Raw genomic sequence first — 18,360 nt, forward strand, 5'->3', positions numbered from 1 at the left:
CCAGTAAAATAGAAATGAAGGAATGAGTTGTTAGGTAATGAATGTAGAAACGAATGATCATAAGGAGAATTGGTTCAGGAATATCATTCTCTTTTTAACGAGCCAGACGATTTCGCTTTTTGGATCATCCCTGGTTCAATATGCGATAATGTGGTACATCACGTTAACGACAAAATCGGGATTAATGATGATGCTGTATATCATTTGCGGTTTCATCCCTACGTTTATTTTGTCGCCTGTTGCAGGCGTTTGGGCCGACCGCTATAACCGGAAAATGCTGATTGTATTGGCAGACGCGCTTATTGCAGTGGCTACATTAATTATGGCTATCCTTTTTTTAATGGGGTATGACTCCCTTTGGCTGCTTTTTGTGATGGCTGCGATCCGAGCCTTTGGTACGGGGATCCAGACGCCGGCTGTCGGGGCTATTTTGCCGCAAATCGTTCCAAAGGATAGGCTGACAAAGGTAAACGGAATAAATGGAAGTATTCTTGCTATTATCATGTTTGTCTCTCCGATGGTCAGTGCGGCGTTACTAGCAATGACTTCGATTGAAATCATTTTCTTCATTGATGTCATTACTGCGGCGATTGCCATTGTTACATTGCTTGCTTTCTTAAAGATTCCCGCGCATAAGAAGGCAACGGAAAAACAAACGACGAGCTACATGAGTGACTTTAAACAAGGGTTGCACTATGTTAATAGCCATGCTTATCTTAAACAATTTTTCCTTTTCTTTGCGGTCTTTTTTGTATTGATGGCGCCTGCGGCATTTTTGACGCCATTGCAGGTGGCCCGCAGTTTTGGCGATGATGTATGGAGACTAACTGCAATTGAGATTGCCTTTTCCATCGGCATGATGGCTGGCGGCGGAATTATTGCCGCCTGGGGAGGCTTTCAAAATAAAGTCAAAACGATGGCATTTGCGAGTGTGATCATGGGTATTTGCACATTCGCGCTTGGCATCATTCCGATCTTTTGGATTTATTTAGTCTTCATGGCCATTTTCGGAGTTACAATGCCAATTTTCAACACTCCGACAACCGTTCTTTTGCAAGAAAAAATAGAAGAAGACTATTTAGGAAGAGTTTTTGGAGTCATGGGAATGATTTCAACCTCAATGATGCCAATCGGAATGCTTATATTCGGCCCGCTCGCCGATATAATCAAAATTGAATGGCTGCTGATAGGAACGGGCGTGTTCATTATCGTATTGGCTATCATGTTAGGGCGGAACAAAGTATTAATCAAGGCTGGAAAACCGGTTATAGAGGAAACGTAAATTTATCTATATATCCAATGATAATAAGAAACATTTAAAAGCCATTCTTAGTTTCCATAGAATGGCTTTTTGCTTTATAGGCAGCGGATACAATGTCATTAACGGAAGTGACAGGCATTCCAAAAGAAGAGTATTATCCTCCAGCCATAAAATAATCCCCTACAGCAAACAGCACTGATTTTTCAGGCTGTCAGCTTTAGGGTTTTATTATCTTTTGAGGCAGACTAACTAACAGACCCATTGTTAAATAAATGCTCTGCGGCCAGTTTCCAATCCTCCAAAAATATGGGCAATAGGTTGGGGCGGCGCCTGACAGCCAATGGATGGTAGGCAACGATTGTTTTGTATCCCTGGACTTCATGGATTTGGCCTCTTAATGATTTTACGTTTGCTTCTGTATTTTGAAAGAAAGATTGAACAGCAATGTTGCCGAGGCAGATGATGGATTGTGGCTGCTTTGTCTCGAGTTGCTGCTTAAGGTGGCCTAGGCAGATTTGCCGGGTTCGCTCTTTATTATAGGCTCGGACAGGCTTTCTTTTTAAAACATAGGTGACGTACAAGTCGTTGGTTGTTAATCCAGCGTGATAAGCAGCATGCTGAAGCGTTTGCCTCGTTCCACAGATAAAAGGCCTGTTTTTTCTATCCTCTCGTGCGCCGGGATTATCCAGCAAGACGAGAATTGGGGCATCTGGATTCCCTTCCCCCCAAACCATTCTCGACCCATGCTCATCGAGGCCGCATTGACTGCAGTTCTTTAAACCTTCTGGGGTTGGATCTTCCGGCCATAATGAAGCACAAAACTCACTCAAACGATAACCTCCTCGAAATCAATTTATTACATTATGCCCACATGCCCTAATAAAAAAGTGTTCAGGTTAAACCTCCAAATCAACTGTGCATTCATCACTTTTTTGCATAAATAGGCCAATTGGCTAAAGAATAATGATGGGCTTTCCTTTTAATTACTTGTAAAACGGGTAAAAGAATAGTTCTATTATTTTCCTGGTGGGATGCGGAATGGAACAGCATTTGAACTATTTTATCGAACATTTTGGTTATATCGGGATCATCATCTTGCTGGTTGGGGGGATTGTGGGCCTTCCCATTCCGGATGAGGTCCTTTTGACGTATGTCGGTTTTTCGATTTTCCGGGACAAACTTTCCTATTTTCCGTCACTAGTGAGTGCTTTTGCCGGGGCGGCAGGGGGAATTAGCCTGAGTTACTTTATTGGCTATAAATTAGGGCTGCCGCTTTTACACAAGTTTGGCCCTAAAGTCCATATTACCGAGCAAAAAATCAATTACACAAAGAAGTTATTTGAAAAAATTGGCCCCGCTGTCCTAGTTGTAGGCTATTTTATACCCGGGATTCGCCATCTCACCGCCTATATTGCTGCCATCAATAAATACCCGATTAAAAAATTTGTTATTTTTGCATACAGCGGGGCTTTTATCTGGACGTTTACCTTTATTACACTAGGAACAGTTCTAGGGAAGGATTGGGATAAAGTAAAGCTGTACGGATCAAAGTACAGTTTTTATTTGGCTTGCTTGTTGCTCATAGCGGTTGTCTTCTATTTCTCTTGGAAAAAGAAAATCAAAAAACAGAAGTGAGAGCGGATTTTTACTCGCAATTTCTTAAAAAAGGTACAATGGAGGATATCTGGCTATGCATTTGGGTGGCTGATGAAGGAGGAATTGAAAATGGAATTAGGCATTAGTACATTTGTGGAAACTACGCCGGATCCGGGGACCGGGAAAGTTATCAGCCATGCGCAGCGTTTGCGCGAAGTAGCTGAGGAAATTGTTTTAGCGGATCAGGTGGGACTAGATGTATTTGGTGTTGGAGAGCATCACCGGGAGGATTTCGCGGCTTCATCACCGGCAGTTTTGCTGGCGGCTGCCGCCATGCAGACAAAGCGGATTCGGCTCACAAGTGCGGTAACGGTGCTTTCATCGGATGACCCAGTGCGGGTTTTCCAGGATTTCGCGACGCTCGACGGATTATCAAACGGCCGGGCGGAAATCATGGCGGGAAGGGGATCGTTCATCGAGTCGTTTCCGCTGTTTGGATATGATTTGAAGGATTATGATGAGCTGTTTGAGGAGAAGCTGGACTTGCTATTGGCGCTGCAAAAATCAGAGAAAGTGACCCGGAGCGGGAAGCACAGGCCAGCTATTAATAATATTGGGATTTACCCGCGGCCGGTACAGGATCCATTGCCAATCTGGATTGGAAGCGGAGGCAATCAGGAATCCGTTGTTCGTGCAGGGTTACTCGGATTGCCGCTTGTCCTCGCCATTATCGGGGGAAGCCCGCTTCACTTTGCCCCGCTTGTCCAACTCTATTGGAAGGCTGCCGAACATGCGGGACACGATCTTTCAAAGCTGAAAGTTGCGTCCCATTCGCACGGCTTTGTGGCGGAGGATACCGAAACAGCAGCGGATAAGTTTTTCCCGTCAACCCAGCAGGTTATGAACAAGCTGGGGCGGGAGCGTGGCTGGGGGCCGTACTCTCGCAGGGCATTCGACTCTGCGCGGACTCTGGAAGGAGCGCTTTATGTCGGGGACCCTGAAACAGTCGCGGAAAAGATTATCTTTTTACGTAAAAATGTCGGGATAACCCGGTTCATGCTTCATTGCCCGGTTGGGTCGATGCCGCATGAAGATGTAATGAGGGCGATTGAACTTTTTGGTACGGAAGTGGCGCCGCGGGTCAGGGAAGAAGTCGCCCGCTGGGAAGCGTCGAACTAATTTTCATTGGTTAAACGGCTCTTTTAGGAATCTAAGGACCGATTTGATTTGGTGAAATTATAATATTGGCAGCTTCTACAACGAAAGAAGGAAACACTCAACGCTAGATTACCTTTCGCCAAATAATTTCAAGAGAAAAACCATTTGTCTTGAAAAGTGATAAGTGCCATTTTTGTACTACTCACTTTTCAAGGCTTACCAAACGAAGTCGTGAAGAAGTCCAAGACTGCTAGCAGGCCGCCACACTAACTCCTCACACACTCACTATTTTTCAAAACAAACCCCACCATCGCAGTCAACAAGCTCTCAGGCTGTTCAAAAATGGCCACATGGCCACACTCGGGAATGATGAGATATTCCGTATTCGGTATGTGCCGTACAAGAATGTCCGAAAATCGGCGGGGGGTCAGCAGATCATTCTCCCCAACCACAACGAGAGTCGGACACTTCACTTTGCAAAGCTCACCGGTTACATCCAAATCATTGATATACGTATCATAGAGGTGGACCTGCCCCTTGAAATAATCCTCTCCAATATCATTCATTAGCTTTGCCCGCTCGGCGAGAAATTCTTTATTTTTCTCAACAAAGGAATTGTAGTAAAGGGAAGGGACCGCTCCCCAGAAAAAAGCTTCTCCTTGAGGACCCATAGCCAGCTGTTTCCAGCCCTCCAAAAACAGCCGAGTCGTTTCGTCAATTTCACTGGCAACATCAATCAACGTCAGGCTAACCGCAATCTCAGGATAATCAATCGCAAACCGAAGTGCCGCCTTGCCGCCATACGACGTTCCGACCAGGTGCACCTTTTTAATTCCCAGCCCATCCAGCAAAACCTTCGCATCTTCCGCATGCTCCCTAAATGTATAAGGGCCATCAGGCTTGGCGGATTTCATTTGTCCTTTAAAGTCATGAAGGAGAATCCGATAGCCGACTTTTTCAAAAAGGGGATAGTATAAGGCCCACGAAGACGTCGTCGTCATCACTCCATTAAAAAACATAACCGTTTCGCGCGCTTCCGAATCCCCAAACACCTCGTAAAACAATTCATTTCCGTTAATATTCATCATTGCCATGCCAACGCCTCCCATCATATGCAAAAAGGCTGAATTCCATAAGAATCAGCCCGACTCAACCTCGAATAACGGACAAAACCCACCTAGTTTTAAAGAACTCTGGTCCGATAACTCACATATCGGACAGATCCAGTCTCCCCCTAATGAAAATTGTCCGATAATCCCCACATGTATTAAAGCACAACCCCGCCATCAACGCTCAATACAGTCCCGGTAATATACCGTGCTTCATCAGAGGCAAGGAACGTATACGCATTGGCAATGTCCTCCGGCTGGCCGAGGACCCCAAGCGGAGATTTTCCTTTCATCATTTCAAGAACCTTTTCAGGCATTTTTTCGACCATCGGCGTCATGATGAACCCAGGGGCAACCGCATTCACACGGATGCCAAACCGGCCAAGCTCCTTCGCCCACGTTTTGCTCATGCCGATGACGCCCCATTTGGTTGCTGCATAGTTTGTTTGTCCGAAGTTTCCATATAAGCCAACAACAGAGGAGGCATTCAAAATGACGCCGCAACGCTGCTCCTTCATTTGTTTTGCTGCGGCCTGGGCGACGTTGAAGACTCCTTTTAAGTTAACATCAATGACCCTGTCCCACTGGGCTTCTTCCATTTTAATCAACTGGGCGTCAGCGGTGATTCCGGCGTTATTCACCACGATGTCAACGCTTCCGAAATGCTCCAACGTATCAGAAACCATTTTTTCCACCTGGACCAGTTCAGTTACATCAACGACCATGCCAACCGCCTCGCCGCCGTCTTCAGTAATAACAGCAACAGTCCGGTCAACGTCCTCGCTGTTTACATCGGCAACGATGACCTTTGCACCTTCTTTTGCAAATTTTATCGCAGTTGCTTCCCCGATTCCTCTTCCAGCTCCCGTAACAATCGCCACTTTGTCTTTTAATCTCATCTCTTGTTACCTCCCAATATATAGTCAATTAAATAGTATGCAAGAATCTTGCCAACCTGAATAATCACTATTTTAAAGAAAAATCTCCACCCGGAATGTAGCCAACGACAAACACTGTCTGAATTTCCTACATTTTTTATAAAAAAGTTCCATTTTGTACTGTTAATTATATACAATAAAGGAATAGAGATGAAAACGGGAGGGGAATTTGTGAGTTTGGATGTTACCAACGTAATCACCACTGTAGATTTGGAAATCCTTGGCTCAGAGGCTTTTCTGAATACAATGGAAAAGCTGTTTGATCCTATTTCAGTTCCAATCATTTTGGTTGATAAAGATACGAAAATCCGGATGATTAACCAAATTTTTGCCGATTATTTAGGTTTCCCGAAGGAAGAAATCATAGGAAAACCGGTATTGGAAGTAGATGAATTTTCAAGGTTCCCATATGTATTATCAAGCAAGAAACCGGAGATAGCCTGGAAACATAAATTTAAGAACGGAAAAACAGCGATTGTCCACAGAATACCTGTACTGGATATAAATCAAGAAGTGGCCTACGGCTTTGGGTTGCTGCTCTTCCAGGATGTGAAAGAGTTCAAGGATATTATTGAAAAAAATAAACTCCTTGAGACAGCGTTAAACTATGCTGAGGAACAGTTGAAGCACATCCATGGTGCGAAATATAGCTGGGAAAACATCCTGGGTACGAGCGAGAAAATGGTGTTGGCGATTTATATGGGAAGAAGGGCTTCCCAAACAAAATCGAATGTTTTATTGCTGGGGGAAAGCGGAACTGGCAAGGAATTATTTGCCCATGCAATCCATCACTCCAGCAACAGGAAGCATGAGAGATTTATCAAGGTCAACTGTGCCGCAATCCCGGCGGAGCTGCTTGAGTCGGAACTATTCGGCTATGTGGAAGGAGCGTTTACGGGGGCTAAAAAGGGAGGCAAGCTTGGAAAGTTTGAACTGGCAAGCGGCGGCAGCATTTTTCTTGATGAAATTGGCGACATGCCGCTCAGCATGCAGGCCAAGCTCCTTCGCGTCCTGCAGGAAAAAGAGATTGAAAGAGTTGGCGGTACGAGGACGATTCCAGTTGATGTTCGCGTGATTGCGGCCACCAATAAAAACCTCGAAAAAATGGTGGAGGAAGGGTCATTCCGTGAAGATCTTTTTTACCGCCTGAATGTCATGTCAATTGAAATCCCGCCGTTGCGCGAACGGGAAACCGATACGGCGGATATGGCGATGAAGCTGCTTGAGAAGCTGTCGAGCCAGTTAGGGGTTTACGTCCGCACCATTTCCAATAATGCGATGGAGCATCTGCTGAACTACCATTGGCCTGGTAACGTCAGGGAACTTGAGAACGTACTGGAGCGTGCCATCAATCTCACAGATACCGATACGATTCATTCTGTCCATCTTCCATTCACGATTACGAGAAACAAGAAGCTTCATAAGCTATCAAAAGGGCAAACGTTAAAAAGTATCCTGGACGAAACGGAAAAAGAGATTATTAAAAATTACCTGGACGAGTTGAACTTTAATAAAGTAAAGGTAGCTGATATCCTCAATATTAGCCGTTCGAGCCTCTACGACAAAATAGAAAAATACCAATTAAAGCCGCCTCTGTCGTGAAACCCTACACCTGTCGGAATATCGGACACTAAAACGAAAGCGCTTACAAACCAAAATGACTTTGAGAACAAATCAAAGTCATTTTTTATTTGTTCAAAAAATTTTTACAAGTCGAAAAACCCTTTAAAATCACGGGTTTTTCGCAACCTCATTCAATCAGCATAACCATTTTATTAAAAATTGGCACGGTATTTGCAATGTAAGAAAGTATAGCTGCACTAAAAAGAAAAGGAGGGCTTGTTATGGTTGAATTTTTTCAAAATGTCATAGCTGGATTGGAAACAGGCAGTTTGTATGCTTTGGCTGCCCTGGGTTTAGTCCTGATTTACCGGACCTCTGACGTCATTAACTTTGCTCAAGGTGAAATGGCTATGTTCAGCAGCTTTATCGCCTTTACAATATTCCAGCAAACGATGTCTTATCCAGTTGCGTTCATCGGAGCCATTTTATTTGCGGTCTTTCTTGGCTTTCTCGTTGAGAGAGTCTTCATACGGCCTGCATCAAAGGCTAACCTGGTAAGTAAAATGATCATCACCCTTGGACTTATTATGATTTTTAACGGAGTAGCATCCGCATTGTTCGGAATTGATATGCACCCATTCAGAAAAGCGTTGACCATGGACAATATCAACATCGGGGAAGTCATTATCCAGCCTAACGCCATTTTCATCATCTCAATTACACTCGTAATCATGGCGATTTTATTCTATTTGATAAAAAATACATTGATTGGCATTGCCATCCGGGCCACTGCCCAAAATGAGACAACCGCAAAATTGATGGGAGTGCCGGTTTCGAAGGTGTATTCCTTGTCATGGATCATCGCCACCGTACTCGGAGCGATCGCGGGAATCCTGATTGCCCCGACAACCAACGTTTCGACGACGATGATGGGAGAAGTGCATTTGAAATCATTCATTGCTGCCGTCCTTGGCGGTTTCGGATCCTTTGTCGGGCCAGTTGTCGGCGGTTTTGTTATCGGGGTTTTTGATAACCTTGTTGGCTACTACATCTCGCTGCAATGGAAAACAGTCATCGTATATGCTTTGTTGATCATCATTCTAATCGTCAAACCTACAGGACTCTTCGGCAAAGTCCACCGGAAGAAGGTGTAAGGCATGAAGGGATTGTTAAAAAACAAACCATTCCTCTATATAGTGGCCGGGCTGATCGTCGCGATGATTCCATTACTGGTTGAGATGGATCGGTCCACGATGACGATGATGAATCTAATCGTCATTTATGCAATCGTTGCAATCGGCTTTAATATCCTGCTCGGGTATGCAGGACAAATCTCGCTTGGCCATGCGGCTTTTATGGGACTGGGAGCCTATTTATCAGCCTATATTACTGCAAACTATGAACTTCCGTTTTTAGTAAGTCTCTTATTATCCGGACTGATTCCAATGGTCATCGGGCTCATCCTTGGATTAGTGGCGCTTCGCCTTGAGGGCCATTACCTCGCAATTGCGACACTTGGCTTTGGGGTTGCCATCCAACAGACCTTTAAGGAATGGATTGCCTTTACGAATGGATTCTCCGGGGCACGGGCGGCCACCCCAGAGATTTTTGGCTTCGCCTTGAGGGAACGTGAACACTTTTTCGTTTTGGCGGTCATCATCTGTGTTTTGCTTATTCTATTTGCCCATAACCTTTTATCTTCAAAAACCGGACGCGCCCTGATTGCGATCCGGGATAGTGAGCATGCGGCCCAGGCGATGGGTGTCAGCTTATTCAAATATAAATTGATTGCCTTTGCACTAAGCGCTTTTTACGCCGGGATCGGCGGTTCTTTATATGTACACTTAATCCGATATACAGAGCCGAATCAATGGGGAATCGACCTGTCACTGAATTTATTGGCGATGGTTGTTATCGGAGGCCTGGCCTCCATACCGGGAAGCGTATTAGGTGCAGCATTTATCGTATTTGTTCCTGAATTCGTAAAAGATATTGAGTGGCTGCAGAACATCAAGAACGTTGCCAGCATTTTTACCGGGGTGGCGCTTGTCCTTGTCATCATGTTTTTCCCATATGGCCTAGCGAGAATAGGATCCCAGCTTAAATCACTATTCGTTGGCAGGCCGAAGCACACGAAACCGACAAAGGGAGTGGAGGGATAACGATGGAACCGATCTTACAGGTAGAGGACCTGTCCATTTCCTTCGGGGGGTTAAAGGCGATAGACAACCTAAGCTTCACCGTTGAAAAAAATGCAATCTATGGCCTTATCGGACCGAATGGCGCAGGCAAAACAACCGTATTCAATTGCATCAGCCGATTCTATACTCCCGACAAAGGAAAACTCACCTTTCAAGGGCATATAAATCTGCTCGATTATAAGGTCCATCAAATGGTCGACATCGGTTTGGTACGGACCTTCCAGAATGTCGAACTTTTTAAAAACTTGACTGTCCTGGAAAACCTGATCATCGGCCAGCACAGCATGACAAAGGGAGGAATCCTCTCACAGGGCTTCCGGCTCCCGTTCGTAAAAAAGGAAGAAAAGCGGATCCGCGAAAAGGCTCTCGATATTATGGATTTCCTGGGCATCCGCGGGATTGAACACTATCCAGGGGCAGCCCAGCCTTACGGGGTCATGAAGCTGATCGAACTCGGGCGGGCGCTGATGTCCAATCCGAAAATGATTATCCTCGATGAACCTGCTGCCGGCATGAATCATAGTGAAACACAAACATTAACCAACCTTATTAAAAAAATTAGGGATGAATTTAACGTCACCATCATCCTCGTTGAACACGATATGAACCTCGTTATGGAGGTTTGTGAAAAAATTTGTGCGATAAACTTTGGCTCCAAGATTGCAGAGGGCAGTCCAAAGGAAATCCAAAATCATCCAGCCGTACAGGAAGCGTATCTTGGCAAGGAGGATGAGGTTCATGCTTAAGCTCGAAAACATCGATGCCTATTATGGCTACATCCATGCCCTTAAGGATGTATCTCTTGAAATAAAGGAAGGAAATATTGTAACCCTCCTGGGTGCGAACGGGGCAGGGAAAACTACTATTTTAAAGGTTATTTCAGGGTTGATGAAGCCGCAAAAGGGCGGCATCACCTTTGGCAATAAGAGTTTGACAGGCCAATCTCCTGAAAAGATTGTGAAATCCGGGATCGTTCAGGCACCAGAGGGAAGGCAAGTTTTCCCCGAACTGACCGTCAAAGAAAATCTGCAAATCGGCGCCTATACACAAAAAGATCGAAAGGAAGCCGCCAAGTCCCTGGAAAAGGTCTATACCTATTTTCCGAGATTAAAAGAGAGGGAAAAGCAGGATGCCGGGACCTTATCCGGAGGGGAACAGCAAATGCTGGCCATTGGAAGGGCATTGATGGCCAAACCTAAACTGCTTTTACTCGACGAGCCTTCCCTGGGCCTCGCGCCGTTGATTGTAAAAGATATCTTTTCGATAATCCGGGAAATCAACCTGCAGGGGACCACCGTATTCCTAGTCGAACAAAATGCAAACCAGGCCCTGTCCATCAGCCATCATGCCTATATCCTCGAGACAGGGAAAGTCATTCATCACGGACCCGCACAAGTGATAAGGAATGATCCGAAAATCAAGCAGGCCTATCTGGGCGGCCATTAACCCACGGCATTTACTAAGCAAATGCTTAGATGCATAGTTGAAAAAAATTTAAAAAAGGGAGATCAAAATCATGGGGAAAATTTTCAAAAAAGGTTCATTGTTGGCTTTAGTACTCACTCTTCTCTTTTCAGTAGCGGCATGTTCAAACAGTGAAAAAACAACGGGCAAGGACGAGAAAGACGAACCAGAAAAGGTCGAACTGGCCCAGGGTGTTACCGATAAGTCGGTAAAAATCGGAACCATTGGCGTCCAATCAGGGGCGTTAGCATTCATTGGCACTCCATACTTTGAAGGAATGCAAGCATATTTGAAAGCAGTGAATGATGAAGGTGGAGTAAATGGCAGGACCGTTGAGCTAATTAAGAAAGACGATGAATTCAAGCCGGATAAAGCCGTAAAGGCAATGGAAGAACTCGTTTACGATGATAAAGTTTTCGCTGTTGTCGGCCAGCTTGGCACGCCAGGAGTCATGGCGACTGAAAGCATTGTCCAAGAAGAAGGAATCCCAGCCGTTTACTTCGGCTCCGGCGCAAAGCAGCTTACACAATCCGGGAAAAACTTCTTCCCTGTCCAGCCAAACTACTACTATGAAGGCAAGCTGATGGCTAAATACGCAGTGGAAAAATTCAGCGCTAAAAATGTTGTTGTCATTTATCAAAATGATGACGTGGGCCGCGATGGTGTTGAAGGTTTCGCGGAAGGCTTAAAAGCGCTTGGCCAGGAAGGAATCCTTAAAGAAGAAGGCAAATTGGCAATCGGTGGCGCAGATACAGACTTCACCGTTCCAGTCCAAAAAGCAAAGAGCCTTAACCCTGATGTCGTAATCGTCTACAGCCTTGCAGGCGCAACGACTGGCATTTTGAAAGAATTCGAGAAAGTGAACTTCAACGTTCCAATGATCACAACCTATTCAAATGCAGATGCATCCTTCCTTGCACTGGCAGCACCAGGAGCTCCGAATGTAATCAAGAACCTCTATGTCATGGGCTGGGTCAATGCCGATGCAGCAAAGCTTCAACCGCTGATGGACGCAATGGCAAAATACTTCCCGGAACAAAAGGTAATCAATGCTTACACAATGGCTGGCTGGGTTGCAGCCGAAACATTTATTGCAGGACTGAAAGCAGCAGGGGATAACCTGTCATGGGAAGGCTATGTTGAAGCAATGAACGGCATGACGTTCACAGACGGACTTGCTCCCGAAATCAGCTATGTAGATGGCAAGCGTGAAGGCGTTACCAAAATGGCACTGAGCAAAGTCGCCCAGGATGGAGGCAACTTTATCTTTACCCTGGATTCCGAGTTCACAGAATTCGAATAAATCTGTGCTACAACTGGCCAGGTGAACCAATCGGACTGCAGGGCACCTAATTTCTGTGGTCTGAAGTTCTAAAAGTAAGGGTTCCTAAATGCTCTATCCTGGCATTTAGGAAACCCTTATTCAAATAGAGGGTCAAATGTTCGATTTCTGAACAGTGTCCGGAAAACCGACAGGGCCCGAAGAAAGGCCAGGAACGGCTTTTGCATTTTTAAGGAAACAAAGCCTTTCATAAACTTTATCTAGCAACCGGTTCCTATAAAAGCTTCAAGAGAAGGGGGATAGTGATTATGCCAAAAGTAAAAGCCAATGGAATTGAATTTTACTATGAAATACATGGAGAAGGCCCGGCCCTTGTCTTATTGGAAGGGCTCGGGTATGCAAGCTGGATGTGGAGACGGCAAGTAGAGGAGTTATCCAGCCATTTTAAGGTTGTTATCTTTGATAACCGCGGTGTAGGGCATACCGATAAGCCTGAAATGGAATACACGATCCAGCTGTTTGCTGAAGACACTGCTGAGGTTCTCAAAGCTTTGAATATTGATAAAGCACATATTTTAGGAGTTTCAATGGGAGGCTTTATCGCCCAGGAATTTGCCATTACCTATCCCGAAATGGTTGATAAATTAATCCTTTGCTGCACCTCATTCGGAGGCGCTAAAAGTATCCCAATCCCGAAGGAAACACTGGAAATCATGCTCCAGGGTGCAAGCAAGGATCGTACTCCTGAAAAAGCGAGATACGCTGTTTCCACCGCTTTAAACGAAGGGACATTGAACGAAAACCAGGACATCCTTGATTTTATCTTACAAGAGCAGAGAAATAATCCACAGCCAAAACAGGCTTATCAGAGACAGCTGTTTGCCGGTGCGTCCTTTAATAGCGAAAACAAGGTAGACACGATAGTCGCAGAAACACTCATACTCGCAGGTCGAGGTGATCGAGTCGTACCTTTTGAGAATGCACAGCTTCTTCTTGAAAAAATTGCCCATTCAAGAGCAATCATCTTGGATGATGCAGGACATCTGTTTTTTATGGAGAAGCCCAAACAAACCAACCACTTAATCATAGATTTTTTGAAAGGTAACAAATGAAACTAGGCGCTAAAAACAGTCTGGATAACTATAGACAGGAGGCGTAAAGAATGACAACCAATGATGTTGGAATTGTCGGAACAGGCATCTATATCCCAGACCATAGAATGACCGCGAAGGATATTGCCGATGCGACAAACGGCGTTTGGACGGAGGAAGCCATCTCCCAAAAGCTGGGGATCAAGGAAAAGCGGGTTCCCGGCGAAAATGACGGGACACAGGAAATGGGCGTCCGGGCGGGCCTAGATGCACTCAAGAACACCGGAATCGACCCGAAGGAAATCGATCTGGTCATCTCAATCGGAGAAGAGTGGAAGGAATATCCGCTAACCACTTCCGCCATTTACATCCAGGAACAAATCGGCGCAACCAATGCATGGGGCATCGATCTCCAGCAGCGCTGCTGTACAGCAGTCTCGGCCATGAAAATAGCAAAGGACATGATGCTTTCAGACGAGGACATTAACACCGTCATGATTGTAGGCGGCTATCGCAATGGCGATTTCGTCGATTACACCGACCGGGCGATGTCGATGATGTATAACCTATCAGCAGGAGCCGGAGCGATTATATTAAAAAAGAACTACGGACGCAACCTCCTATTAGGCTCGCATATTATGACAGACGGAACAATGGCGCGCGACGCAGGAGTGGAATTCGGTGGAACCGAAAAGCCGATTACCAGCGAAAACCTTAACGAAGCCTACAAATCTTTAAGACTATTTGATGAAAAGCATATGAAGGATCGTTTGAACGAGGTTTCCATGCCTAACTGGCTGCACTGCATCGAACGGGCATTTGAAAAGTCGAAAGTGGCCAAAGAAGAGCTCGGCTATCTGGCAGTCCTCCATTTCAAGTATTCCATGCACAAGTATCTGCTCGACCTTCTTGGCCTGACTGAAGACCAATCAATCTATTTAAGCGAATATGGCCATATGGGCCAGGTGGATCAGATCCTTTCCCTACACTTGGCATTAGAGCAAGGCAAGGTAACTGACGGTACCGTGATATCAATGATTTCAGCGGGAATAGGCTATGCCTGGGCAGCGAATGTCATTAAATGGGGGCCGATAGAAAATGAACACTATGTCTAAAACGAATAAGTATTATGACCTTTTTTCTTCAAAAAAAATAACAGTCGAAAAAGCATTGAGTTTCGTCAAAACCGGGGACCATATCGTCTCGGCACTTGCGGCTGCTGAACCAAGGGATATGCTTTCCAAGCTCCATACGATTTCAGAGGATATTACCGATGTAAGAGTCTCGACGTGTTTGCCAATCCTTGAATATCCGTACTTTTGCGACCCAGCCTATAAAAATCAATTTCTGATGGAGGGATGGTTCTATATGCCTGCTGTAAGAAAGATGCACGAGGCAGGCACGGTTTCCTACATCCCAAACCATCTCCATTTTGCAGGTGTAAGGCGAAATGAACACCGCCATACCAACATCTTTATCGGCACCGCTTCACCGATGGATGAGCATGGCTATCTGTCGCTTTCCTTAAGTGCGACCTATGAAAAAGAAATCGCACAGATGGCCGACCTCATCATTTTGGAGGTCAATCCAAAAATGCCAAGAACCTTTGGGGATACAATCATTCATATATCGGAAATTGATTATGTAATTGAAGCCGATTACGATATCCCACTTTTTCCAGCATCAGAGCCAAATGAAAAAGACCGGATTATCGGCAAGCAGATTGCAGAATTGATTGAAGACGGCTCCACGATTCAGCTTGGCATCGGCGGCATCCCGAACGCTGTCTCAGCAGAGCTCATGAATAAAAAGGACCTCGGAATCCATACCGAAATGTTTACCGATGGAATGGTTGATTTATTTGAAGCGGGCGTCATAACCGGCAGGAAAAAAACATTGCAGACAGGCAAGATGGTCGCAACCTTTGCGCTCGGCACGAAGAAGCTGTACGATTTTATAAACAACAATCCAGGTGTCGTCATATTGAATGGCAGTTACGTAAACGACCCATATGTAATCGGTCAGAACTATAAAATGATTTCGATTAATACAACCCTTGAAATCGATTTGACAGGCCAATGCTGCTCCGAATCGATCGGCCACCGCCAATTCAGCGGAACTGGCGGCCAGGCTGACACAGCTATCGGCGCACAGCTTTCAAAAGACGGCAAATCATTCATTGCCCTTTATTCAACTGCCAATATCAGAGTCCCTGGAAGCAACGAGCGGAAAACGATTTCGAAAATAGTACCGAGGCTTACTCCGGGTGCCGTCGTTTCACTGTCCCGAAACGATGTCGACTACGTTGTAACCGAATACGGCGTTGCCCACCTAAAAGGTACCTCCATCAGGGAAAGGGTAGAAAAGCTGATAGCCATCGCCCACCCTGATTTCCGTGAGCCACTAAGGCGTGAAGCAAACGAATTGATGATTTGGTAACTAGCCTGATAGGATAAGAGGAAGGTTTTTACCATTCTCTTATTTTATATGGGAATTATGTGAATTTTTGAACAAACTTAAAGGGATAGGATAGAGAGAGGTAAATCAAAACTGGTGACAAGGCTTCGAATTCAAAAACACTAACAGAGAGCGATGTGTATCTTTTTGCAGGATTGACTGGCGATTCTAACCCAGCCCATGTGAACGAACAATGATCATAGAGTTACAAAGCGCGTTGCAAAAAATAATTTTCCCAACAGGTTTTATGCAAAAATTGAAAAATGAAGCAAATGTCCCAGAGGATATCCTTTGGGGCATTTTTCTTTTGCGATGATTCCATAATTTTGAATTTCCCCACAAATAAACCTTCCTTTCTGCCTGGGAAAAAGGTTGGGTCTATGATTTGCTTCCAATACTTGTAGGTCTTAGGCTGGATGGACAGATCAAATCATGTTTGGATAGGCTAAAAAGAAAAACAGTGTAAGCCCTTACACTGAACTTTTTGAGCCGGAGCTCGGAAAAGGAGGAATCATGAAGAAAAAACCATTAGCAATTACCCTGTCAGCAGTTCTCTGTACAGGGGCGCTCCTTCCTGTATATGCCCTCGCAGGAAATCAGGGCCAGGGTGCAACTATCGAACAAAGGGAAGAAAATTCCGGTTCCCAAAGGGCACACCCCATTTTTTCTTGGGACAGGCCGGGACCGCTGTCACCCGTCCTACACAGAGGTTCCATCAGAGGCGCTGGAATGATCGGGGAGCCCTTGGATCAAATCGATGGCCTTATGAACCAATTTATATCTGAAAAGGCCATGCCTGGAGCTGTTGCTTTCGTTGCGCGCAGCGGGCATATTGTAAAACATGATGCCTATGGATATGCGTACAGGTATGAGGATGATCAATTTACTGAATCTAAAAATCCAATCTTGATGCGGGAAGATACCATTTTCGACCTTGCTTCCATCAGCAAGATTTTCACAACAACAGCCGCAATGATTCTATTTGACCAGGGTCGATTCGGACTTGATGACAGGGTTGCGGAATATATTCCTGAATTTGCTGCGAACGGCAAGGAAAACGTGACAATCCGGCAGCTGATGACCCATACGTCCGGGCTCGCAGCGTGGATTCCACTTTATACAAAAGGGAACAGCCGTGAAGACAGAATCAATCTCGTTTTAAGCCAGCCTCTTAGCAATCAACCGGGCAGTACCTATACATACAGCGATTTAAACATGATAACACTCGGGGTTCTGATTGAACGCTTATCCGGTAAGCGGCAGGATGAGTTTGTTAAAGAACAAATAACTGATCCTCTAAAAATGAAGGATACCATGTACAACCCGCCTGCTAGCCTGAAAAATAGGATTGCGGCAACCGAGTATCAGCCTTTGATAAACAGGGGCATAGTCTGGGGTGAAGTCCATGATGAAAATGCCTGGTCTTTGGAGGGGGTTGCCGGGCATGCCGGTGTATTTTCAACCGCTGAAGACTTGGCGAAATTGGCCCATATGTATTTGAATGATGGCCGATACGGAGGCGAACAAATCCTTAAGGCGGAAACAGTCGGAATGCTTGTTGAAAACCAGATTCCCGAATTTCCCGGCAACGATCACGGGCTTGGATGGGAACTTGCTCAAGGCTGGTTCATGGATGGACTCGCTGATGAATCTTCACTCGGGCATACCGGTTACACAGGCACCTCAATCGTTGTAAATAGGAGCAATCATACAGTTGCAATTCTTCTTACAAACAGGGTTCATCCAAGCAGAAATACAGTTACCACCAATACGGCAAGGAGAGCTTTTGCAAGGCAGGTTGCTGATGCCATTCCGGTTGCGATTCCTGATGGGCCGGCCTGGTTCGCAGGCTACGGCGATAAGCTGCAGCGTTCGTTGACGGCAGCGGTGGAATTAACCCAGCCAGTAAGGCTTACTTTCAATACATGGTACCGGATTGAAAAGGATTCGGATTACGGGTATCTCGAATGGTCCATGGATGGCTTGAACTGGACGAAGGCAGAACAATTTACTGGCAACAGCGATGGCTGGTCTGCCGTGGAAGCAGACATACCGGAAATCGCAAAGTTTATCCGTTTCCGTTATGAAACCGACAGTACGGTTAACGGCCGGGGCTGGTATGTTGATAACATCAAAATTGAAGGTACGGATGGCAATATTGTAGTGCCAATTTTTAAAGGAGATGGCTGGGTACAGAGAAGCTATTAGGTTCGTTCATGGAATGAAGTGAAAATTTTAAA

Annotated in this window: 17 protein-coding genes; 14 read left to right on the forward strand and 3 right to left on the reverse strand. The window is 45.3% G+C overall.

Annotated elements, in window-relative coordinates:
• Positions 1-37: 37 nt before the first annotated feature.
• On the forward strand, positions 38-1,282 hold the full coding sequence (locus AR337_RS12380; protein WP_059172337.1) for an MFS transporter: 1,245 nt from the start codon (positions 38-40) through the stop codon (positions 1,280-1,282).
• A gap of 224 nt (positions 1,283-1,506) precedes the next feature.
• On the opposite strand, the gene AR337_RS12385 is transcribed toward AR337_RS12380, so the two are convergent.
• Positions 1,507-2,091: a uracil-DNA glycosylase gene (locus tag AR337_RS12385; protein WP_059172338.1), complete on the reverse strand. Its 585-nt coding sequence runs from the start codon at positions 2,089-2,091 to the stop codon at positions 1,507-1,509.
• A gap of 208 nt (positions 2,092-2,299) precedes the next feature.
• Between AR337_RS12385 and AR337_RS12390 the strand changes: the two genes are divergently transcribed.
• Both AR337_RS12390 and AR337_RS12395 read left to right on the forward strand, forming a co-directional pair.
• A complete protein-coding gene (locus AR337_RS12390; protein ID WP_059172339.1) occupies positions 2,300-2,896 on the forward strand; it encodes a DedA family protein in 597 nt (198 codons plus the stop codon).
• Between the two features lie 90 nt (positions 2,897-2,986).
• Positions 2,987-4,036 carry an LLM class flavin-dependent oxidoreductase gene (locus AR337_RS12395; protein ID WP_059172340.1) on the forward strand — a complete coding sequence of 350 codons (1,050 nt, stop codon included), beginning with the start codon at positions 2,987-2,989 and terminating at the stop codon, positions 4,034-4,036.
• Between the two features lie 245 nt (positions 4,037-4,281).
• Here AR337_RS12395 and AR337_RS12400 read toward each other — a convergent pair whose 3' ends face one another.
• A complete protein-coding gene (locus tag AR337_RS12400; RefSeq protein ID WP_059172341.1) occupies positions 4,282-5,109 on the reverse strand; it encodes an alpha/beta fold hydrolase in 828 nt (275 codons plus the stop codon).
• Positions 5,110-5,282: 173 nt separating this feature from the next.
• The gene (gene fabG / locus AR337_RS12405; RefSeq protein WP_059172342.1) at positions 5,283-6,023 is read right to left on the reverse strand and encodes a 3-oxoacyl-ACP reductase FabG; all 741 of its coding nucleotides are present in this window, start codon (positions 6,021-6,023) and stop codon (positions 5,283-5,285) included.
• A gap of 210 nt (positions 6,024-6,233) precedes the next feature.
• Here fabG and AR337_RS12410 point away from each other — a divergent pair, with 210 nt between their 5' ends.
• The 11 genes from AR337_RS12410 to AR337_RS12455 all read left to right on the forward strand — a co-directional run bounded on the left by AR337_RS12410 (position 6,234) and on the right by AR337_RS12455 (position 18,328).
• Positions 6,234-7,664, forward strand: a complete 1,431-nt coding sequence (locus AR337_RS12410; protein WP_216637379.1) for a sigma-54-dependent Fis family transcriptional regulator — start codon at positions 6,234-6,236, stop codon at positions 7,662-7,664.
• A gap of 242 nt (positions 7,665-7,906) precedes the next feature.
• Positions 7,907-8,779 carry a branched-chain amino acid ABC transporter permease gene (locus AR337_RS12415; protein ID WP_059172343.1) on the forward strand — a complete coding sequence of 291 codons (873 nt, stop codon included), beginning with the start codon at positions 7,907-7,909 and terminating at the stop codon, positions 8,777-8,779.
• A gap of 3 nt (positions 8,780-8,782) precedes the next feature.
• Positions 8,783-9,787, forward strand: coding sequence for a branched-chain amino acid ABC transporter permease (locus AR337_RS12420; protein WP_059172344.1), 1,005 nt, complete (start codon positions 8,783-8,785; stop codon positions 9,785-9,787).
• A gap of 2 nt (positions 9,788-9,789) precedes the next feature.
• Positions 9,790-10,572 (forward strand): ABC transporter ATP-binding protein, encoded by a 783-nt coding sequence (locus AR337_RS12425; RefSeq protein WP_059172345.1) that lies wholly within the window; start codon positions 9,790-9,792, stop codon positions 10,570-10,572.
• Positions 10,565-11,272, forward strand: a complete 708-nt coding sequence (locus AR337_RS12430; protein WP_059172346.1) for an ABC transporter ATP-binding protein — start codon at positions 10,565-10,567, stop codon at positions 11,270-11,272. Before AR337_RS12425 ends, AR337_RS12430 begins: the two co-directional genes overlap by 8 nt.
• A 70-nt stretch (positions 11,273-11,342) precedes the next feature.
• Positions 11,343-12,593, forward strand: a complete 1,251-nt coding sequence (locus tag AR337_RS12435) for an ABC transporter substrate-binding protein (protein WP_059172347.1) — start codon at positions 11,343-11,345, stop codon at positions 12,591-12,593.
• 287 nt (positions 12,594-12,880) lie between these two features.
• Positions 12,881-13,684 (forward strand): alpha/beta fold hydrolase, encoded by an 804-nt coding sequence (locus AR337_RS12440; protein WP_059172348.1) that lies wholly within the window; start codon positions 12,881-12,883, stop codon positions 13,682-13,684.
• 50 nt (positions 13,685-13,734) lie between these two features.
• A complete protein-coding gene (locus AR337_RS12445) occupies positions 13,735-14,778 on the forward strand; it encodes a 3-oxoacyl-ACP synthase (protein ID WP_059172349.1) in 1,044 nt (347 codons plus the stop codon).
• Entirely contained in the window at positions 14,762-16,102 is a 1,341-nt protein-coding gene (locus AR337_RS12450) for an acetyl-CoA hydrolase/transferase family protein (protein WP_216637380.1), read from the forward strand. The genes AR337_RS12445 and AR337_RS12450 overlap by 17 nt, the downstream gene beginning before the upstream one ends.
• A 104-nt stretch (positions 16,103-16,206) precedes the next feature.
• A complete protein-coding gene (locus tag AR337_RS23930; RefSeq protein ID WP_082686996.1) occupies positions 16,207-16,317 on the forward strand; it encodes a MaoC/PaaZ C-terminal domain-containing protein in 111 nt (36 codons plus the stop codon).
• Positions 16,318-16,633: 316 nt separating this feature from the next.
• Entirely contained in the window at positions 16,634-18,328 is a 1,695-nt protein-coding gene (locus tag AR337_RS12455) for a serine hydrolase domain-containing protein (RefSeq protein ID WP_059172350.1), read from the forward strand.
• Positions 18,329-18,360: the final 32 nt, after the last annotated feature.

The organism is Bacillus sp. FJAT-27445 (assembly GCF_001510665.1).
Lineage (GTDB): Bacteria > Bacillota > Bacilli > Bacillales > Cytobacillaceae > Bacillus_D.